The 21,423-nt window shown below is 41.5% G+C and carries 22 protein-coding genes; 5 read left to right on the forward strand and 17 right to left on the reverse strand.

Annotated elements, in window-relative coordinates:
• Positions 1–60: 60 nt before the first annotated feature.
• The 11 genes from MKY34_RS15660 to MKY34_RS15710 all read right to left on the reverse strand — a co-directional run bounded on the left by MKY34_RS15660 (position 61) and on the right by MKY34_RS15710 (position 12,414).
• The gene (locus MKY34_RS15660) at positions 61–522 is read right to left on the reverse strand and encodes a MaoC/PaaZ C-terminal domain-containing protein (protein WP_342512055.1); all 462 of its coding nucleotides are present in this window, start codon (positions 520–522) and stop codon (positions 61–63) included.
• A 51-nt stretch (positions 523–573) separates the two neighbouring features.
• The gene (locus MKY34_RS15665) at positions 574–2,649 is read right to left on the reverse strand and encodes a sigma 54-interacting transcriptional regulator (RefSeq protein ID WP_342512056.1); all 2,076 of its coding nucleotides are present in this window, start codon (positions 2,647–2,649) and stop codon (positions 574–576) included.
• 138 nt (positions 2,650–2,787) lie between these two features.
• Positions 2,788–3,969, reverse strand: a complete 1,182-nt coding sequence (locus MKY34_RS15670) for a lipid-transfer protein (RefSeq protein WP_342512057.1) — start codon at positions 3,967–3,969, stop codon at positions 2,788–2,790.
• 278 nt (positions 3,970–4,247) lie between these two features.
• Positions 4,248–5,378 carry a hypothetical protein gene (locus tag MKY34_RS15675; protein ID WP_342512058.1) on the reverse strand — a complete coding sequence of 377 codons (1,131 nt, stop codon included), beginning with the start codon at positions 5,376–5,378 and terminating at the stop codon, positions 4,248–4,250.
• A 271-nt stretch (positions 5,379–5,649) separates the two neighbouring features.
• Complete coding sequence (locus tag MKY34_RS15680) at positions 5,650–6,282, reverse strand: dienelactone hydrolase family protein (RefSeq protein ID WP_342512059.1); 633 nt, start codon at positions 6,280–6,282, stop codon at positions 5,650–5,652.
• Positions 6,283–6,385: 103 nt separating this feature from the next.
• Positions 6,386–7,942, reverse strand: a complete 1,557-nt coding sequence (gene abc-f / locus MKY34_RS15685) for an ABC-F type ribosomal protection protein (RefSeq protein ID WP_342512060.1) — start codon at positions 7,940–7,942, stop codon at positions 6,386–6,388.
• A gap of 148 nt (positions 7,943–8,090) precedes the next feature.
• On the reverse strand, positions 8,091–8,249 hold the full coding sequence (locus MKY34_RS15690) for a hypothetical protein (RefSeq protein WP_342512061.1): 159 nt from the start codon (positions 8,247–8,249) through the stop codon (positions 8,091–8,093).
• Positions 8,250–8,333: 84 nt separating this feature from the next.
• Entirely contained in the window at positions 8,334–8,573 is a 240-nt protein-coding gene (locus tag MKY34_RS15695; protein ID WP_342512062.1) for a hypothetical protein, read from the reverse strand.
• A 434-nt stretch (positions 8,574–9,007) separates the two neighbouring features.
• Positions 9,008–9,196 (reverse strand): hypothetical protein, encoded by a 189-nt coding sequence (locus MKY34_RS15700; RefSeq protein ID WP_342512063.1) that lies wholly within the window; start codon positions 9,194–9,196, stop codon positions 9,008–9,010.
• A gap of 35 nt (positions 9,197–9,231) precedes the next feature.
• Positions 9,232–10,758 (reverse strand): D-alanyl-D-alanine carboxypeptidase/D-alanyl-D-alanine-endopeptidase, encoded by a 1,527-nt coding sequence (dacB, locus tag MKY34_RS15705; protein WP_342512064.1) that lies wholly within the window; start codon positions 10,756–10,758, stop codon positions 9,232–9,234.
• 447 nt (positions 10,759–11,205) lie between these two features.
• Entirely contained in the window at positions 11,206–12,414 is a 1,209-nt protein-coding gene (locus tag MKY34_RS15710) for an RtcB family protein (RefSeq protein WP_342512065.1), read from the reverse strand.
• A 193-nt stretch (positions 12,415–12,607) separates the two neighbouring features.
• Here MKY34_RS15710 and MKY34_RS15715 point away from each other — a divergent pair, with 193 nt between their 5' ends.
• The 4 genes from MKY34_RS15715 (at position 12,608) to MKY34_RS15730 (ending at position 17,522) form a co-directional block, all read left to right on the forward strand.
• The gene (locus MKY34_RS15715) at positions 12,608–13,339 is read left to right on the forward strand and encodes a Bax inhibitor-1/YccA family protein (protein ID WP_342512066.1); all 732 of its coding nucleotides are present in this window, start codon (positions 12,608–12,610) and stop codon (positions 13,337–13,339) included.
• Positions 13,340–13,860: 521 nt separating this feature from the next.
• Entirely contained in the window at positions 13,861–15,399 is a 1,539-nt protein-coding gene (locus MKY34_RS15720; protein WP_342512067.1) for a long-chain-fatty-acid--CoA ligase, read from the forward strand.
• Between the two features lie 249 nt (positions 15,400–15,648).
• Entirely contained in the window at positions 15,649–16,752 is a 1,104-nt protein-coding gene (locus tag MKY34_RS15725; protein ID WP_342512068.1) for a YibE/F family protein, read from the forward strand.
• Complete coding sequence (locus tag MKY34_RS15730; protein ID WP_342512069.1) at positions 16,749–17,522, forward strand: YibE/F family protein; 774 nt, start codon at positions 16,749–16,751, stop codon at positions 17,520–17,522. The genes MKY34_RS15725 and MKY34_RS15730 overlap by 4 nt, the downstream gene beginning before the upstream one ends.
• 263 nt (positions 17,523–17,785) lie before the next feature.
• Here the strand turns inward: MKY34_RS15730 and MKY34_RS15735 are convergent, their stop codons facing one another.
• The 6 genes from MKY34_RS15735 to MKY34_RS15760 form a co-directional block, all read right to left on the reverse strand.
• A complete protein-coding gene (locus MKY34_RS15735; protein WP_342512070.1) occupies positions 17,786–18,238 on the reverse strand; it encodes an ATP-binding protein in 453 nt (150 codons plus the stop codon).
• 233 nt (positions 18,239–18,471) lie between these two features.
• The gene (locus MKY34_RS15740) at positions 18,472–18,594 is read right to left on the reverse strand and encodes a hypothetical protein (protein ID WP_342512071.1); all 123 of its coding nucleotides are present in this window, start codon (positions 18,592–18,594) and stop codon (positions 18,472–18,474) included.
• 192 nt (positions 18,595–18,786) lie between these two features.
• Positions 18,787–19,002 carry a helix-turn-helix transcriptional regulator gene (locus MKY34_RS15745; RefSeq protein WP_342512072.1) on the reverse strand — a complete coding sequence of 72 codons (216 nt, stop codon included), beginning with the start codon at positions 19,000–19,002 and terminating at the stop codon, positions 18,787–18,789.
• 10 nt (positions 19,003–19,012) lie between these two features.
• Positions 19,013–19,495, reverse strand: coding sequence for a DUF2975 domain-containing protein (locus tag MKY34_RS15750; RefSeq protein ID WP_342512073.1), 483 nt, complete (start codon positions 19,493–19,495; stop codon positions 19,013–19,015).
• A 46-nt stretch (positions 19,496–19,541) separates the two neighbouring features.
• Positions 19,542–20,027: a DUF2975 domain-containing protein gene (locus tag MKY34_RS15755; protein ID WP_342512074.1), complete on the reverse strand. Its 486-nt coding sequence runs from the start codon at positions 20,025–20,027 to the stop codon at positions 19,542–19,544.
• A gap of 278 nt (positions 20,028–20,305) precedes the next feature.
• A complete protein-coding gene (locus MKY34_RS15760; RefSeq protein WP_342512075.1) occupies positions 20,306–20,923 on the reverse strand; it encodes a nitroreductase family protein in 618 nt (205 codons plus the stop codon).
• A 129-nt stretch (positions 20,924–21,052) separates the two neighbouring features.
• Here MKY34_RS15760 and MKY34_RS15765 point away from each other — a divergent pair, with 129 nt between their 5' ends.
• Positions 21,053–21,409, forward strand: coding sequence for a helix-turn-helix domain-containing protein (locus tag MKY34_RS15765; RefSeq protein ID WP_342512076.1), 357 nt, complete (start codon positions 21,053–21,055; stop codon positions 21,407–21,409).
• The last annotated feature ends 14 nt before the right edge of the window (positions 21,410–21,423 follow it).

Raw genomic sequence — 21,423 nt, forward strand, 5'->3', positions numbered from 1 at the left:
ACATCCATAGATTGTTATTTGCTAGAAAGTAGACAACTCTGATAAATATTCATCTATTCGTTACATCGCTCCCCCATATAATAACGATGGTACACAGTGCTTCAACGTCGTTATCTCTACGGTTAAGACCATCTCACCTCGTTGATTTTTAGCGACATATGAAAATGTCACAAATCCTCTATCTTTTTTCTCCGTGTGAGGGGTGCAATTAAGGACTTCAATATAGACTGTCAGCACATCGAAAGGATAAACAGGTTTTACAAATCGAATCGCATCACAGCTTACTCCACATATGAGCACATTGCTAATCTCCTTTCGTTCAACACCTAATTTTGCAGCGATGGCCAATGTATGAATGCCCGATGCGATAATCCCCTTAAAAGGGCCTTCCTTTGCTTTTTGCTCGTTGATATGAAAATCCTGTGGATCATAACGCATCGCATAGGCGATTATTTCTTCTTTTGATAGTAGATACGAGCCCGTTGTGAACTTTTGCCCTACTGTAAATTCTTCAAAGTACATACGCACATCCCCTTTTGAATGACTTCTATCCCACCACAATCCCCTCGTCCATCATGAAATACCAATTTGATATTTTTTGATTTTGTCGTATAGAACGGATCGACTAATTCCTAAAAGGGCTGCTGCTTTTGATTTATTCCCCGCGGTTTCTTTCAAAACCTCTACAATCGCTCGCTCTTCAGCTATCTCCATCCTGCTTCTTGTCGACGCCTGATCTACGTTTTCAATTAAGCGAAGTCCAACCTTATTCACAATGTATTGTGGTAAATCTTCCAACTCAATTTTTCCATACTCCGCAAAAATCGTTGCCCGCTCCAGTACATTACGTAATTCCCGCACATTGCCGGGCCAATCATAGTCCATCAACACTTGTTCAGCCACTGGACTGATACCCGTAACGCTCGCACCATTCAAGCGGTTTAGTTCCTGAATAAAGTGCGTGCCGAGCAATACAATATCTTTTTTCCGCTGTCGCAATGGCGGAATTTCAAACGAAATGACGTTCAGACGGTAAAACAAATCCTCTCGAAACTCTCCGCTTTCCACCATTTCTTCAAGAGGACGATTGGTGGCGGCAATAATTCGGACATCCACTTGGATTTTCTCTACTCCACCTACTCGGTAAAACTCCTTATCCTGCAAAACGCGCAACATCTTTGCTTGGAGTTGAAACGACATATCTCCTACCTCATCCAAAAACAATGTACCGCCATTTGCAAGTTCAAACTTGCCTTTCTTCCCTTTTTGTTTCGCACCCGTAAAAGCCCCTTCTTCATAACCGAAAAATTCAGACTCCAATAGATGCTCTGGGATAGCAGCGCAGTTCACGATGACAAACGGACCCTCTTTTCGCGAACTACTGCTGTGAATCGCATGCGCAAAAAGCTCTTTTCCCGTTCCACTATCTCCACGTATGAGAATCGTAGAGGTACCCTTAGCCATTTTAAATGTTGAGCGTATAATTTTTTCCATCTGTTGATCCTGAGTAATAATTTGTTCGACGGTAAACCGGGTCGTTTCCTGCTGCTTGCTGGCTATTTGCTTACCCATTTCACTTTTTTCAAACCGTTTAAAGACCTCTTGCATTTCATTGAGACCACGAAACGAAATTTTTCCAATGACACCAATTAGCTCATGATCTTGATACACAGGAATGCGATGAACCGTATAACGAATCCCGTTGATTTCCATCATATCGCTAAACTCTGAAATCCCCGATGACATCACTTTAGGCAATTCCAATTGAGGAAAAATAAGTTCCACCGATTTATGCAGAACCTCTTGTTCTTCTAATGCAAATAATTCTTGCAAGGAAGGGCTAATAAATGTGATTAGCTTGAATTCATCAATCATAATCAATCCATCATAGGCATTGTTAATAACCGTCTGCATAATACTTTTCCATTTCAAGACGGTCTGTAACTCCTGAGCCATTGTTTCCACATCGGTAATATCTTGAAAAAGAATAATATGCCCAGCTTCCCCTTGGGGAGTCCGGTAGCTAGACATGCGAGCCAGTGTATGAAAATCTCCTATACGAAGGCGATAATGTTTCGTGTGCAGCATACTTTCCATCTGAATTTTCGAAATGACCGTCGTAACATCCATTCGCAAAAGCACTGACTCTTCGTACCCACTCATCGCACAAAGTTTTGGATTGCCATAAATAATCCGATCATTTTCATCTAACATCAATGCACCTAGTTCTGAAATCCCCAAGATTTCTTCCAATTGCTCTTGCAATGTTTTAGCCGCCCGAAGCAACGAAAAAATGATATCTACCTTCGTCACTTGACCCACTATCCGATTTTGCTCATCGACAATAATGGCCGTGCCAATCTTCGAGCTCGCAAGTGCCTGCTGCATATCCTCATTATCGGAAGACTGCGGGAAGGTAATCACTTCTTTTTCCATGAGCGAGCTGATGATCGTCTCCATAGATTGCCCTTCAAGTAACGCATCGTAAAGCTTCGTCCTTGTGAAAACACCGACTACTTGGCTGGATTGATTGAGAACTGGAATCGAATTTCCCTTTGCTTGCTTCATTACTTCAATAGCTTGTTGCAATGTATGTTCTGGAGATAGCGAGTGTTTGATAGGCGTAACAACATTCTTCAATTCCAGCATGATTTTCGGCCCCTTTTTGCTATTATAGTGTAGTGACGTTTTTTTAGAGAACAAGTATTCACTACTTAGTATAGCAAAACAGACCGATAAACCTTTCGAATTAACAAATTATTCTGCAAAGTAACCCTCTGATTCTACTCATAATCCCCGCCGATACATCGTCGTAATACATGCGCCTCCAAGGCCTAGATTATGCTGGAGTGCAATGGTTGCCCCTTCCACTTGGCGCTGATTCGCTTGACCACGTAATTGCCAAACGAGCTCTGTACATTGTGCTAATCCCGTCGCCCCAAGCGGATGCCCCTTCGACATTAATCCGCCCGACGGATTGACAACGTATTTCCCACCATACGAATTATCACCATCATTGATGAATTTTTCTGCCTCACCTTCCCGACAAAGTCCTAATCCTTCATAGGTAATGACTTCATTAGGCGTAAAGCAATCATGCAGTTCTACGACATCTACATCTTCAGGACCGATGCCTGCTTTTTCGTACATTTGCAAAGCTGCTCGTTGCGTCATTTCAGCTCCAATCAATGCAATTGGATGATCAAAACTAACAGCCGTATCGGTCGTCATCGCCTGCCCAATAATTTCTACCGCATTCGCTAATCCATGTTTCTTAGCAAAAGTCTCACTACAAACGACTACTGCTGCCGCTCCACAAGTGGGTGGACAGGCCATCAAACGCGTCAATGTTGGAAATAGTACAGGGGCATTTAGTACTTCCTCAACCGTCAATGGTTTATCAAACAACGAATACGGATTGTTCACAGCATGACTTCTAGATTTCACAGCCACCTTCGCAAAGATATCCGGATTGGCTCCGTACTTTTCCAAATAAGCCTTCCCACCCGCCCCAAACATCTTTAAAGCAAGCGGTGCATCTGGCAAGTCTGGTTCCATTTCCGCCAAGCGCTGCATCGCCCAGCCCATCGGAGGTGTACGGTCATCCCACACACTGCCTAACGCACCAGGCTTCATCTCTTCAAAACCGAAAGCCAACACACAATCCATATCGCCCGACTCCACCGCCTGCCGTGCCATATATAAAGCCGTCGAGCCCGAAGAACAATTATTGTTGACATTGATAATCGGAATACCTGTCATTCCTACTTGATACAGCGCGGTTTGCCCGCAAGTACTATCCCCATACACATAACTTGCATAAGCCTGTTGCACATCGTCATAATCAATTCCCGCGTCTTCCAACGCACCTTTGACCGCCTTGGCCGCCATTACTTCATACGGCTCATGCTTGCCAGGCTTTGCAAACTTCACCATGCTAACACCTAGCACTTTGGCTTTTCCGCTCACACCATTTCCCTCCTACTGTTCGTTTTTTCTTCCTACACTACTTATTGCAATATACATGCCAACATAAAATCAACTTATCAAAACGCATGAAAAAAAGGTAGACACTCCTATTCATAGTGTCTACCTTCGGGAAATTATGCCTTGCTATTTATTTTTCGACTTGCTCAATCGTCATTACAAGTTCAAATGCTTAGATTGACTAAAACATGCTAATCGTCCGAAACCCCTACACTAAAAAATCAATATGTATGAATTACAGACAACCTAAACACTCGCTGTCAATCTTCAAGTGTCAGATAAGAATACAAACGTGAGAGTACCTCAGCCCGTAGCTTTACCTGCTCCGGATACTGATAAAAAAACAAGATTTTCTGCTCCCATATCTCGTCCCCAGCTGGTCGTGGCGCTAATATAAAATACGTCCACACTTCAGCAATATCCTCATCCGGACTTGTTACTGCGTAATCCGTCACAAATTGATCTTCATAGTCCTCATAAAAGGCTTCCGCCTCTTCTTCATTCGTCGCAATGTCTCGGGCATCCCATTCTTCGATTAAGTCTTCCCAATATTGCACATAAAACTGGTGGAGATAGGAAGTTTCTTTCGTACAGCCCATTCCGTCAACTTGAAAATAAGGACAAGTGGCCGCTGCAGTTTGATGGATTGGATCTTCTGCATCTGCAAATAGCACCTCTTCATCCATATCCATTTGACTCTGCTGCAATGTCAGCAAATGCGCATATTCATGCAACAAAGTCGTTTTAAGAATATACGATTCCTCTGCATCCACGACATCTACACCAAGTATCCAATTCGCCACATTCTTCGTATCTGGCTCCACCTGCGCAAGCATTTCCTCATCGCCATCAGTAAATATCGTAAAGCCTGACACCATCTCACGCTCTTTCTTTGGAATCAAATAACGAAATGCATCCCATACAGCCATATGCGTCACAATCGCATCACGATAAGGTTCCAGCTGCTCATCTACAACAACAAACTGCGGCTGCGTCAAATCGTCTCCCTCTACTTGATACCTCGCCAATACTTGCTCATCGAACGTATCTCCATCTCCGTCAAATGCATAATCTGTCAGCAAATCCCCAAACCACTCGTAGATTTCTTCCGCCAGTTCATCTCCCAACAGAGCGCAGTCATCCACAGTTTCGCACGTTTCGGGCGGATAGCAAATCTTTTCTAACGGATCGTATATGTCAAAAGGTGCACAAACAGCGGCATACGTCTCTCGATCTTGCCGCAACTTCTCAAACTGAGACAATAATACTTTTTGTGCTTCATCCTCGACATATTGCTCAATTTCCTCTAGCTCCCCCTCCCCCAAAGAGGTACAGCCAATACTGAAAAACAATATGCATATCGGCAATAACAGTCGAAGAGATCTTCTCATCAGCGCTCACCTACCTTTTAGCTCTAGTATAGGGGCTACTCGTGATCTGGCATACTGCGAATATCCGCCCCTCTCTATTAATACAATGCTAGTACAAACCAATTGGAAGGATGGCGAATTGAAGCGAATCGTTGGCATTTATGGAGCAACCCTTGTCGTTGGAATTCTTCTTGGAATACTCGTTACGACGCTCATGCAGTGAAAGAACAATTTCTAGACAAAAAACCAGTCATCCAAATGACTGGTTTTTAGACTTGAATCTTCTATAATTTTATTTACACTGCCGTAAAAATGCGATCAAATCTTGATGATTTTCCGGCGTGACGCCATGACCATCATTGTACAGCTTAAAGTCCACCTTTGCGCCTAGCGATTCAAAGTACGCCTTACTGTCCTTCCCATATTGCGGCGGAATCACATAATCATATTCACCATGCGAAATAAACATAGTCAAATGATCGACCGGCTGTTTCTGATAATCCGTCTTTACAAAGTCCGGCACATAGCCGCTCAACGCCACAACTCCACGTATTGCGCTCCCCATCGTTAACGCTAAAGCCTGCGCTAACACCGCTCCTTGGCTAAAGCCCAGCACATAAATCTGTTCTTCATCCAACTCAAACTCCACAATCGCCTCGCGAATAAAGGATTGAATATACACGAGCACTTTATCAAAGACTGTCCGAACGGGCTTGCCTTCTTCTTCATTCGTAAAGAAAGCGTAGCCCGGCTCAAATACAATCGGACCTCGTAAACTAAAAATATGATGGCTGTCTTTAAAATCTTGGACAAGCTGTGGCAGATCCTCTTCATGACTCCCCATGCCGTGCAACAAGAAAATAGCAGGTTGTTTTCCAACCGTAGCTGCTGGCGCTGTATGCGTAAATGTAAATGGTGACTTCATCCAAAACGCTTCCTTTCAAATCAAAGTACATCTAGTTTAGCATAATGGCTATAGATGGGCATTCAACAGAAAAAGACCGGGCTTTTCCCCCGGTCCATACTCATTAAAACATTTTCGTCGTCCAATTTTCACCGTTCCACATATCCGTCACAACACCTTCATAAAAATCAGGCTCATGAGAAATGAGCAAAATGCTGCCCTTATAGTCCTTTAATGCGCGTTTCAATTCCTCTTTCGCATCATAATCGAGGTGATTTGTCGGCTCATCCAAGACAAGCAAATTCGTTTCGCTGTTGATTAATTTACATAAACGTACTTTGGCTTTTTCTCCACCACTCAATACTTTGACCTTGCTTTCAATATGCTTCGTTGTCAAACCACATCGCGCCAAAGCCGCACGTACTTCATATTGTGTGAAGTGTGGGAAGGTTTCCCATACTTCTTCCAAGCATGTATTGTTATTATCCGACTTCGTTTCCTGTTCAAAATAGCCAATTTCCAAATGGTCGCCAAGCTCAACAGAACCCGCAAGTGCTGGAATTTCACCAAGAATACTTTTCAATAACGTTGTTTTTCCGATGCCATTCGCACCCGACAAAGCGATTTTTTGTCCACGTTCCATCGTCAAATCCAGCTCTTTTGACAACGGTTCATCATAACCAATGACAAGCCCTTTCGTTTCAAACAAAAATCTTCCTGGCGTCCGTGCTTGTTTAAAATCGAATTGCGGCTTCGGCTTCTCCGCATCCAATTCAATAATATCCATCTTATCGAGCTTCTTCTGACGCGACTGTGCCATTCGGCTCGTCGCCGCATTCGCTTTATTACGCGCTACAAAGTCTTTCAAATTGGCGATTTCCTTTTGTTGCTTCTTGAACGCCGCCTCGACCTGTTGCTTTTTCATCTCATGCACACGTAAAAACTCATCGTAATCTCCTGCATAGCGTGTAATTTGCTGGTTCTCCATATGATAAATCAACTGAATCACACTATTTAAAAATGGAATGTCGTGAGATATTAAAATAAACGCATTCTCGTAGTTCTGCAAATAAGTACGTAGCCATTCAATATGCTCGACATCCAAATAGTTCGTCGGCTCATCCAGCAACAAAATATCTGGTTTCTCTAGCAACAATTTAGCAAGTAAAACCTTCGTCCGCTGACCCCCACTTAAATCATGCACATCTCGGTCCAACCCAAATTCATCCAAACCAAGACCGTTTGCCACTTCTTCTACTTTCGAATCGATTATGTAAAAATCATTATGCGTCAGTTCTTCCTGCATCTGCCCCGTCATCTCAAGGAGCTTCTCTAATTCATCCGCATCAACCTCAGCCATCTTGGCAAAGAGCGCATTCATTTCTGCCTCTTGGTCATATAAATACTGAAACGCAGTCCGCAGCACATCGCGAATACTTAGCCCTTGTTTCAACACAACATGCTGATCCAAATAGCCAACCCGCACGCGCTTCGACCAACTGACCGTCCCCGCATCAGGCTCCAGCTTGCGCGTAATGATATTCATAAAGGTAGACTTACCTTCCCCGTTCGCTCCTACTAAGCCAATATGCTCCCCCTGCAATAACCGAAAAGAGACATCCTCAAAAATCGCACGATCTCCAAAACCGTGACTTAAGTTCGTTACCGTCAATAAACTCATATCGTAAACACCTTTTCCTTCACTAAGAATCATTGTACTTATGCATCGTTTAACTCAGACTTCTCTATTATATAGGGAGATTGCCGTTCAGGATAGGGATTTCTTGTGAAGGGGATCAGATAGGGTAAACGAATCCCCTTGCGTCATATCACTCACTTTGATAACTCAATTGTACGCCCGTTTTCCCGCCCTTTCTATCGACCAACTTCATCAAAAATGCCATATTTCCATCCTTCGCCTCAATGACGATATCCGCATCATCCGCTATATACGTCCCGATTGATGAAACATAGCCTTTTGCCTTCAAGAAATCGGTGTACTGTTCACTTAATGCCTTCGCAGAACCTGGCTTATTGTAAATCGCATCGACTGTTTGCTGGCCTTCGTCAAATTAAACGCGTATATACGACGGCTCCACACAGGTCTTAAATGAAAAATTCTTCATCATATTACCGGTCATTATATAATACTCATCCGCACATGTACCGTAGTATTGCTGTTGTTCATCCCAATTAATCATTGACTGCACCACTTTATGCGTTCTCGCTGGGAACTCACTATATTTCAGATCCACACTGGCAGTATCAAAATTATGCTGCTCAATCGCCGAGACGTCTACAGACAGCTCCACTTAACAATATCTTTTTATTATTTCTATCATCAGAAACTTCGCATATTCAAGTTAGTAGAGAATTTAATGCAAAAAACAGATTAGATAACCCCTACCAGGTTGTCTAATCCGTTTTTTATTATCATAATATTGTTATCGGATATTCCTTTACTTCGTAATGGTTTCCATATAAGCATATCGCAATGCATTTATACCTTCTCTACCAACCTGCATGATTCAAAATCTCCAGAAGAAATTTGTATGTCCCATAACATGTGTCAACATCCGACTCCTCCGCTTCCGTATGTTCAAATCGGTTGCCTACAGAAAAATTAACGCTTTCGATGCCGCTCTGCGCCCAAATATAGGTGCCATCGGAACCGTTAGCTACCGTTTTCCAATTCCAAAAAACGATTCTTCTTGCAATATGCTCAAGAGCACCCCCGAATGCTTCGCTACAAAATGGGGACGTATCCACTTTTCAACGTCACCAATACCGCAACAAGAATAATATTCACACACGGTCGTCCGTACCTAGTATCCCCTTTATAGCTCATCCAAATCGGATCTTGCTCGATAATTTCACGTCCCATAACAATGTCTTCGACCGTATTTAAAAGAACATTCTCCAAGACAACAGTCATAGAGAATGTTCTTTAATCACTTATTTTATTTCATTTCACTCAATTTCATGCTCTGCAAGAACGGTTGCGATTTCATCTTCAATCGATGTTACTGATCCGCCTAGCACATTATTGATCATGATTGAAAAAATCAGTCTTTCCCCATCCTTCGATGTGACATAACCCGAAAGTGAAGAAACGCCTGTCAGAGAGCCTGTCTTTGCTTTGACATTCCCTTTCGTTGAAGGTGCAGTCATCCGACTTCGTAATGTTCCCCCAACAAAACGATCTGCTTCACCTGCTACTGGTAGAGAATTCTCGAAAGTAGGGAACCAACTTTTTCGTTGGGCCGCGAAGAGCATTTGTGATAGATCATCTGCTGGAATAAAGTTTTTATGGGACATACCTGATCCGTCACGAAGCATGATTGTGTTCCCATCCACTCCTAAATCAGTGACAACCTTCTTGATGACCTCAAGTCCTTTGTCCCAACTTCCTTCACCATGCACCACTTTCCCCATCTCTTTCGTCAGTACTTCCCCAAGTCCATTGTTACTTAGCTTCATAAATGGAACGAGAATCTCCTTGAGTTCCATTGATTTTTTAGATGTAAGCACAGTTGCTCCACCTGGTGTAACACCTACTTGCATTTTCGGATTACCAGCGAATGTCACACCATTTTCTATAAGAGATTTTTGAAAAATATCAACTACATAGCCAGTCGGTTCCCATACAGCTACCCATGACCTAGATCTCACACCTTCTAACGGAATTGTCCCTTCTATAAGAATGTTATTCGTGCCATGCTCTCTTTCGATGGAAATCTTTTTCGGCTCATTTTTTGCAGTTGTCACCGTTTTATTTATTATTTTCACGTAATCCGTTTCAGGCGAAAGTGTAACTTTAGCATTCTCACCTATTTCTGAACCTGGATTCACTTCTACAATTACTGTTCCTGTATCATAATCTTCATTCGGAGAAACAGTTAATGCAGAAACTTGTGCTCCAGTATAGAAAGACTCATCCGACCAGTTCAAGTCCTGAGAAAGCCGGACATCATCATACCAACTGTCATCACCAATTAGATTTCCTTTAATTTTATGAATACCTTTAGCCTTTAAATCTTTCGCAAACTGATCAAAATCCTCTTTCAGGAGCGTCGGGTCTCCTTTTCCTTTCAGATAGACATTTCCTTGTAGAACCTTTCCACGCAATTCCCCATCTGTCAGTACTTCCGTTGTGAATTGATAATCCTCTCCTAATGTTTCCAATGCCGCCGCAGTTGTAAGTAACTTCATGTTGGATGCAGGATGTAATCGTATATCGCCAAACTGTGAATACAAGACTTCTGCTGTATCAGCATGGCGAATACTTACCCCAGTGATTGAACCTTTCAGAAGTGGATTTTCCAGAATCCTATCTATCTTTTCATCGAGTGTCGCCGCTTCAATTGCCACGCCTTGTTTTGTGTCATTTGTTGCAACTGCAAATAATGATTGTCCCCCTATTTGCACTGGTAAAAAGAAAAGCGCAGCAATAAGGAAAAAGAGTGCTGCTTTTTTTACATAATTTTTGTTACACATGGTCTGTCCACATCCTCTTCATATTATCGTTACAATTTTTACAATTATACGACAATTACAGGGATTACAACAGACTTTGTCGATGAAACAGTTCTACTAACCTAGGAATAAAAATACTGTTAAGGACAACGATAGAGGTGAATTGTCAGATTATAGTGAGAGATACCTATTTATAAAGAAATCGTTAACCATAATTCGTTTCAAGATTACGCGGATCTGCTTTCAAAATTTTTTATACTGTCGATTTGTCGGAACAAGATCTCATACGTATAAACCTTTATGAGAAATATACCGGTAAAAAGTCCGGTTGAATTGAGGATAGCTGCAGTATGGGCACAAAAAACACTGGCAATCCGCTCGATGGATTGCCAGTGTTTTTTTCAAAAGTGATTGGCGAAATCTGAAGTCCCTAACAAACACACGCTGTTATCTGAAAAACCCCCTCACTTAATCCTTATACGGATCAAACTCATTTGCCCCCGCCATGCAAACGCCGACCGGTTTCAAAACATGTAAAATATCAATCGTCTCTTTATGTGCATCCAATACCGTTTGTAGTTTTCGGTAGACGAATGGACTTTCATCCGTCCCTCCCCCACGTAGCATGACGCCAAATTCTTTCACTGCGTCGTCCATCTGCTGCTGGGAGATTGCGCCACCAGAGCGCGTGCGCTTTTTCCAATTCATCTTTCCTGCTGCTTGTGTACGGCTCATAATCCGCCCCGCGCCATGAACTGTGCTGTAAAATGCCTGTTCATTATCCACATTGTCTTTCCCTTGCACAATCACCGAAATGTCCCCCATACTGCCGCCGATAAAACCTAACTGTCCCGGTGCAGACGGTGTTGCGCCCTTTCGAACAACAATCGTTTCCTTCCCCTGATGCATCTCTTTCCAAGCAAAGTTATGATGATTATGTACTTCAAATAACGCTTCGGCACGCAAAATGCGAAGAACTTGCTCGATAACATAATCCCTTCCCGCATACGCATATTTCCCCGCCAATGTCATCGCTCGATAATACATATCGCCTAGTTCACTATCCAAGTCGATTAGTGTCGGTGGTTGTTCCATACTTTCACCAGGAGCTTTATCGGAAAATCCACGATTATTGGCCAAGTTTAGAAAACCGCTCGCTGTCTTATGCCCAAACCCTCGGCTGCCAAAATGGTTGGCAATCCATAGATCTCCTGTCTTTTCTTCAACAAGGAGATCGACATAATGGTTACCCGAACCGACAGTCCCTAACTGATCAATCGCCAACTTTTTAAGACGATCATGTTCTTGCTTCCCAATCTGACTGAAAACATTCCAATCTGGATCATCAAACAAAGCATGATCTACACGCTTCTTACTTTTTCGTCCAATACCAAAAGAAATCTTCCCCGCAATTTCATCCATAATGCTTGGCAAATTCGTTTTAATATCATCGTACTTTATATTCGTTCTAACTGCTTTATTGCCACAAGCAATGTCATAACCGACGCCAGAAGGAGAAATTTGTCCATCGTAGACAACGACTCCGCCCACTGGCTGACTATAGCCATAATGCCCATCTGCACAAAGTACACCACCTCGGACATTTCCGGTTTCCAAACAGTTCTGAAACTGCCGTAATGTATTTTCTTCGTGCTCTCCAAAAATTACTTTTTGCATATAACATAGCTCCTATCATTTGAATTATATAAATTAAACTAAAGATTTCATTCACAAACACCTAGCATTTAAAGCCTTTTCAGCAAACTCACTCTTAATTTTCTAGTCTTTACTTTTTCATGAAACTAATTGTATGATCAATCGTATAGTAACTTGAACAATATTTCATGATAAAGAAAGGACAGTGACACATATGAGATCATCCAATCCAAGTTTAGGAAAAGACACTTTCTATGGACTACAAGCAGAACGTGGCAAGATGATGACCATCCAAGGTACCGCGAACAAAACGTTTATTCTGTTTTTGTTATTATGTACAACTGCACTCTTCACATGGTATCAATATTTCTCAGGAAATAATATTCAACCCCTGTTATGGATTGGTTTCTTAGGTGGTTTCGTAGTAGCCCTCATAACGATTTTCGTGAAAAAAGTAGCGCCTTACACAGCACCACTTTATGCACTTTTAGAGGGGCTTGCCATCGGAGGAATCTCGGCTGTATTCGAAACTCAATTTGCCGGGATCACCACACAGGCCATCCTACTAACACTTGGGACACTCTTTTCCCTTTTGTTTGCGTATCGTTCAGGCCTTATCAACGTCACCGCAAAATTTAGACTCGGCATTGTTGCTGCAACCGGAGCCATTTTCTTTGTCTACATCGTGGACTTCATTCTCCGTTTCTTCGGAATGGGAGTTCCTTTCATCCATGAAACCGGAATTGTCGGCATCCTCATTTCCGTTGTGATCGTCATCGTCGCCGCATTGAATCTTGTACTAGACTTTGATTTCATCGAAAAAGGGGTCGAACAACGAGCACCCAAATACATGGAATGGTACAGCGCATTCGGCTTAATGGTCACACTTGTGTGGTTGTATCTTGAAATGTTAAGACTTATTTCTAAAATAAGAAGTGACAAATGAACATTACCTAGCCGTTTGTATTTATTCCAACCAGTTTAATATTAGCATTTTCTAGTAGTAAAGGGAATGAATAACCATACTTAGTAACCCGTATAATGCTAGGTTCTACATTCATCGAAGTCGGATTAGAACTTAGCACTATACGAAACTTCATCCAAGCTGATTTTTTTCAGTAAATACGTCTCCCTCACCTCGAAGCTCCCCGCCTGAACTACTCAATAGTCAAATGGTCAGGCGTAAGCACCCTCTTATTTAATCTTGTCCATGAAGTGCTCTACTATCCTTGCTGCTAAATCTCAAATGAGGTACTTCTCATCATAAACTAGCTTCCATATCAGTTGAATAGTTGATTTTTTCACTATTTCTCCATTACTTAAACTCTACTACATCATTGTGAATAGGCTATTATACACCCAAACCCCTTATACAGATTAATCTCAATTGTGTTATAATTATAGACGTACTATTAGTATGCATATGAAATTATTCATAGCGATTGCAAAAAGGGAGTGGGAGATTTGATGACAATAGGGAATATCATCAGACAGAATGCGCTGAAATATAAGAACAAGCCAGCCGTCATGTTTCAAAATACACAATTGACATATGACGAGTTAAACAATCGAGCGAATCGGCTTGCGAATGCATTACTAAATCGCGGGTACCAAAAAGGGGATAAGGTAGCCGTTTTCATGAAAAATCATGGGGTTCATGCTGAAATCATTGTGGCGTTATCAAAAATTGGTGTCATTTTTGTTCCGATCAACTATCGGCTAGTTGGCCCGGAAATCGACTACATTATCCGGCATTCCGATAGTCGGGGAATCATCTTGACTGCGGAATATGCAGATGATGTAGGGGCTTTGCTTACAGACCTTCCGCAGCTAGATACAGTGATTGTTGTAGGGGAAACTGCTCTCGAAAAGACACTTGATTATGAAAAATTGTTAGAACAAGCGTCTACTTCAGAACCGAAAATGGAAGTCACTGAAGCAGACACATTTTACATAGGCTATACATCAGGGACGACTGGAAAACCTAAAGGCGTCGTCATTTCCCACAAATCGCGTGTGGTAACAAGTATGGCTGCCGCCTTTGAATATAAAATCGATGATAATGATGTGCACCTTGTTGGAGGACCCATCTATCACGCTGCGCCATTGATTTTCCTTGTGACGCAACTCATTGTAGGAGGCACCATTGTCATTCATGAAACATTCAAACCCGACAAAGTGCTCAAAGACATTGAGCGTTATCAAATCACCAACATGTTTCTTGCACCAACCATGTATAATTTCCTCGTAAATATCGAGACAAAAGTGAAACAACAGTTTGATATCTCTTCGATGCGAGTACTGATATCAGCGGGATCACCGCTTGCAACAAAGTCTAAAGAGGATATTCAAGATTTCTTTACAAATGTCGACTTACATGAATTCTACGGCTCAACTGAAAGTGCAATTACGCTCAACATCAAGCCACGTGATATTAATCGCAAAGATCGTAGCGTTGGACTTCCGTTCCCGCTGGTGGAATGCTTACTATTAGACGAAAACAAAGAAGTGGTTCCACAAGGAGAAATTGGCGAACTTTATTTTAAAGGGCCCTATTTGTTAGACACCTATTATAAAAACCCAGAAGAGACAGCAAAATGTTTCCATAATGGCTATTTTTCCGTTGGCGATATGGGGGTACAAGATGCTGAAGGGTTTTATTCAATTGTTGACCGAAAAAAAGATATGCTTATTAGCGGGGGCGTAAATATCTATCCACGTGATATTGAAGAAGTGCTTTATACGCACCCGAACATATTGGATGTGGCTGTCATTGGCGTTCCCGATCCCGTATGGGGTGAATCTGTCAAAGCCATCGTAGTTCTGCGCGACAACGAAAATCTAACGGAAAAAGAAGTCATACAGTTTTGCGAAGGTAAAATAGCGGGCTATAAAAAACCGAGATCCGTTAGTTTCCTAGCAGAATTACCTCGCAATCCGTCAGGGAAAATTCTAAAAAATGAATTGCGCAATCACTATTGGGAAAATACAGAAAGTAAAATATAATGCAATCAGAAAGGAATTATGGACAAAACGCCATAATTCCTTTTTATACTGTCATATTTTTGTCATCTAGCAAAACATTACCTCTATATGCGAGCCTCTTTGCAATTCTCAAATTCAGTAGCCATCCTTATTCATCAGGTCTTTCTTGACGCCCGACATGATTCTTGTTATCCTATGTCCGCGTTCTATTCTGGATGGGACAATCACTATGAATTTACTGGATGCCATCCTACTTGTCGGAGGTACTACTTGAAAAAATTTGTTTACCTAATCATCATTGGGCTTTGTTTTGTCGCCTCGCTTGTATTTGTTCACCACAACTATACATTCTATGAGCGCCCTATCGCCAAAGTCATGGAAGTGGAATCAGGAGATCCCACAGCAATTCTTGACATGCACCAAAATAAGGACCAGCTATTTACGCAACAGATCATTGCCGAATTAAAAAATGGCGATCATAAAGGACAGCGCATTTATTTAACAAATCAGTATTCTAAGTCCGGCGCTTACGACCAAGCCTACCGTGTGGGCGATGCACTCTTCGTTTTCATCGATTCAGAAAGCGAAAAAAGTTCCAACATCACCGGAACGATTGAAGACGTCAAACGTGATCAGCATTTAATGATTGTGACATGGATTTTCATCTTCATTTTACTACTCATTGGAAAAAAGCAAGGGCTATTCGCGATTATTAGTTTAGCTGTCAATGCTCTTTTATTAGCATTCGCATTAGATATTTATGTAAAGAATCCAAGTGTCAATTTACTAGTTATATGTGGAATATGTGCGATTTTATTTACCGTTTTTTCGCTATTACTCGTGAATGGTTTTAATGAAAAAACGTATGCAGCGATTATTGCGACACTGCTCGGGACGGTTAGCTCGTTACTCATCACCTATGTCGTCATGCGCATCACTTCTGAAAATGGTCTACAGTACGAAGAAATGCAATTTCTAACGCGCCCTTACAAACTCGTGTTTATCGCAGGTTTATTCATCGGCTCTTTAGGCGCTGTCATGGATGTCGCCATTACGATGTCTTCTTCTATTTTTGGCTTATACGAAAAAGATCACACGATTTCCGTAGCAGCCCTCAAAAAGTCCGGATTGGAAATCGGAAAAGACATTATGGGCACGATGACGGGCATTTTGTTTTTCGCCTATTTGAGCGGTTCCATTCCGATGCTCATTCTGTATTTGAAAAATGCTTCTACATTGGGGTTTTCTCTTTCCATCAATCTTTCGTTGGAATTAGCGCGAGCCCTAGCTGGCGGTATCGGCATTGTATTAACGATTCCCATCGGTCTGTATACGACGATTTATTTCGTTAATCGAAAGAGGGGTACACGATGAATGTTTTAGTGTGGCTAGCAGCCATTTTATTACTCTTGATGGTAGTCGTTGGTGGGAGGCAAGGCGCACGGTCCTTTATTTCGCTGCTGTTAAACTTCGGCGTGCTTCTGCTCACCATCATTTTTATGACAGACCCAACTGCCAACCCCATTATTTTGACGATGGTTGGCAGTACAATCATTAGCTGCATCAGTCTATTTTATATTAATGAAGTAAATGTCAAAACCAAAACGGCATTCCTATCTACGATGATTACGATCGTGATTTTACTGTTTTTCATCGAATTTGTCACAAAGGGTGCGATGATTCAAGGATTTCATGAGGAAGAGATGGATGAACTTACGATGTTCTCCCTGCATATTGGCGTAGATTTTGTTAAAATCGCCACGTCGATGGTCATTATGAGTACAATCGGTGCCATCATTGATATTGCGATTTCCATCACCTCCCCAATGAGTGAAATCTTTCATCACCATCCCTCCATGAGTCGGAAGGAGTTATTCACCTCTGGGTTAAGTATTGGAAGAGATATTTTAGGCTCGAATACCAATACGTTATTTTTCGCCTTCTTTGGCGGCTACATGGGATTGCTCATTTGGTTTAAAGACCTTAACTATTCGATTGGTAAAGTGATCAATTCCAAGGTATTTAGCGTTGAGATGGTCACAATCCTTTGTGCTGGAATCGGCATTGCCTTAGTTGTTCCCATTGCTTCTTGGATTAGTGCTTATTTCCTGGTAAAGACGCGGGAAAAAATTGAACAAGAATGAGTTTTCCATATAGGACTAGCATTACACGACAAACGCATCTACCCGGGTTACCAAACTCAAAGGTGGATGCGTTTTTTTCGTGTAGACTACGTTCAACTGATAACGCAAGTCCATTTGATGAAAAGAGTCACTACAATCTCAGATACACTCTTTAAAAAATCAGTTCGAATGACTTCATGAACAAGTTTAAATAACAAACAAGACTTGTGTGCTGTTTAGAAATATCCGAAAACCCGGCTCCCTATCTCCTCGTATCCTACGGATTAATCCTTTTCATTTATCTTGTATGGGAGACATTCTTTCCCCCGCCTAATGCTTGCTGTACCATCTATTGTAGTATAAGGCGGCATTTCAGGAAGAACATTCATGATTAACAGCCTAATCGTATGGTTTTTATAAAATAATTCATCGAATGAAGGTGTCAGATGGGGAGTTGTCTGTTCATAGATTCTTTGTTGGAATTCATGTATGTCCACATCAAATGGAACTCCTATTAAAACCCGATCCAGCCCTCGTACTCTGTCGGCTACGCCAAAAACAACACTCCCCCCACCGCCGTTCGCCATGCAAACCGCATATTTAATCATTTTTTTCACATTATCTTCTCGACATCGATCATTCCATTGTTTGAAATCCAAATCTTGTGCCTCAAAATCATCTGCAATATGATGCTCCAATTTTTGAATGATGTCCATTATTTCACTTTTACTTTTCATGAAAATATCCTCCCTTTCAATCAAAGATGATCTATATGATAGAGAAATAAGTTCAATACAAAAAGGGCAGTCCCACATCGCAAATTTACTTGCAGAAACTACCTTTATACTATCTATATGTACGATTGAATAGTCGGTGCCTGTGGACTACACTGACTGCTATTTGCTACATGTCAAAAACCCCTCACCAGTTATACACCAGCAAGGGATTACTCATAATTTGATATTCAAATTTACGCTACAAAAGAAAGTCGTGCATTTTTCGGGAAACGAGCTAAGGTTTGTTGTGCTTCACCTTGATCAGCAAACTCAAAAATTCGGACGAACTGTTGTTCAAATACTGTAACTACCCACATTTCGCATTCTCCTTTTCGCTTTCCATTTTGTTTATAACAATACTATACAACATTTTATAGCAAGGAAAAGCAAATTGTGAAACCATTCACAATTCATACAAATTCAAAACGCTTACATATGGATATTATGTGACAATATAGATTTTTAGGTATCCCCAAAAGTAGACTGAAGATCATTTCAGCACCAGCTACTTAATCATCTCCATCACTCTTATATTCCAAAAGATCGCCTGGCTGACAGTCTAACGCCTTACAAATCGCTTCTAAAGTGGATAATCGAACTGCTTTTGCTTTGCCATTTTTCAATATGGACAGGTTCGCCATCGTGATACCCACCCTCTCCGACAGTTCCGTTACACTCATTTTCCTTTTCGCCAACATCACATCAATATTAATAATGATCGCCATTGTTTTCACCTCAGACTGTTAAATCATTTTCTGATTTTATATGAATTGCTTCTTGTAAAAGTTTCTGCAAAACAGCCGCAAAGACGGCAATTACGAGGGAAGCAAAAATAAGCACTAAGCCGATGACGATAATACCTGGCGCGTCGTCTGCCTCCGCTATAAGATAAAAGAGTGGCATGCCTACCGCATACAATAGACTGATTGCAATGGCACAGTATTTGATGACTTTTAACGCCTTGACAGATAAATCCGAGAAAGCATGATTGTTATCAATATAGCTTAACAGCTTAAACGCTTGGTACAGCGCGAAGTAAAAAGGTATTGCCGCTGCATACATATCGAATAACACAAGATATTTCACAGAAGCCATATCTGGATACAATTCTACTGCAAAATTTGCAATCTCCGGGACTAAAAATATACACAAAGCAAGCACCGGGATTCCAATCAGAATCACAGCGATTTTTAAAAATAATGTTGTTCCTCGTTTCATCACAAGCACCTCACTGATTGATTGTTTATTTTTTTCTTAAAAACCCTTATATCGTTAACGCATTTTCTACCTGTCGATCAAGTGCTTCTTGTAACAGCTTTTGAAGGAGTGTCGCAAAAGCTACAATGATGCTTGAAGCCAAGGTGCCAATTAGCCCCAACATGATAATGCCCGTTCGATCCTCATCCATAAAGAAAGCAACAAATACGACCCCTAATACAATAATGATACTCACTGTGATTACGCAGTATTGGATCACCTTCAAAGCATGAACAGCTAATTCTGAGAAAGCCTTGTTCGTATCTATGTAAGTTAACAGTTTAACGGTTTGATATAACGCAATAAAAAATGGAATCGCTAATGCATAAGAACAGATTAAAAAGGGAACTTGCAAATACGCAGTTTCCGGATTTGCCGCCGCATCTCTACTCGCTACCCCAGGTAACCCAAATAGACAGAAGGCAAGCACTGGTATCCCAATCAGAAAAACAACTCCCTTCAAGAAAAATATTGAATGTAGTTTACGTTTCATAAAATCACCTCACGGATTCAATGTTAGTTAGATTTTAGCACTTCATTTATCGTTTTACAATAAATAATTATTCATTATCAACGTTTATTTGTCGATATCATTCCATTCCCATCTAAAAAAACACCTCCTGAACCATTTTCAGGAGGTGCTCCATTATGCTGTGTCTACATCTGTTCTCATCGTTCTTTCAAGCGCGTGGTGTCCTTCAATTGTTGAATCGTCTGCGCCCCAACGCAATCGTCTTAGCATCCGTCAGAACTTGGCACTCATAAGTAGTGTTAAACGAATGTTACTTTATCCTCAATCGCGATGCGTGTTGTCTGATAAGCTGGTGCATTTTCTTTGCCTATTGTAATCAGGACAATCGGGAAAAAGCGGTCAGATACGTTGAAGCGCTCTGCGAACTTGACTTTGTCGAAGCCGCCCATTGGTCCAGTAGCATAACCCCGTTCCTTGGCGAGTAGCATAAATTGCATCGCGGCCAGCCCAGAGTCGAAAGTTGCTAAGTTCTTTCGTGCCTCCTCAGGTGCATGTGGATAGGCTTTTCTAGCATTGCCGACGAGTACTTCTTTACTAGCGTCATCTATATACCCTGCCTCAGACATGCTGTCATACACCAGCTCGATATTTTCATGAAATTCTTTGTCTCCTAATACGGCAATGACAGCTGAAGCCGTTTCAATCTGCTCCTGATTGTAAGCAATCGCACGCAAATCTTTTCTCTCATCAGCATCTAAGAAAACGATAAATTCCCAAGGTTGCAAATTGCTTGTAGAAGGTGCCTGTGTTGCTTCCTCCAACATTTCCAGAATCTCTTCTTTCTTGATTTTATAGTTTGGATTATATTTCCTCACCGAACGCCGTTCTCGAATTACTGTAGAAATCGTATTAGACATTTAAATTCCCCCTATTATTTGAACTAATCTTTAGTAAGTACACTTCTAGCATACTTTTAGTAAGTACAATACGTCAAGTGTTTTGTGATATGGTATGATGAAGAAAAGTAGGAATTGAGGTTTTGCTGAATGAACAGGAATGCAAAAGAACATGCGCCAGGCAGTGAATCTTCGTGCAATGCTTACCGGCTCGCGATTGAATTTATAGGGAAACGATGGACGGGGATCATTATTTACCAGTTATTCGAAGGACCAAAACGCTACCACGAATTGCTTAATGCCATTGACGGAATTTCGGACAGGCTGTTGTCAGAGAGGTTAAAGGATTTAGAACAAGAAGGTTTACTGAGGAAGCATGTCCTCGCAGATGCCCCGAAAAAAGTGGCGTACGAACTGACTCCCCCCGGCTATGAATTTATAGAAGTATTCAAAGCGATTATGGACTGGGCTGAGAAAAAAGAAGCGTACTTGAAAGAGGGAATGTGATGTTCCTGTAAACG

Source organism: Sporosarcina sp. FSL K6-1522, assembly GCF_038622445.1.
Lineage (GTDB): Bacteria > Bacillota > Bacilli > Bacillales_A > Planococcaceae > Sporosarcina.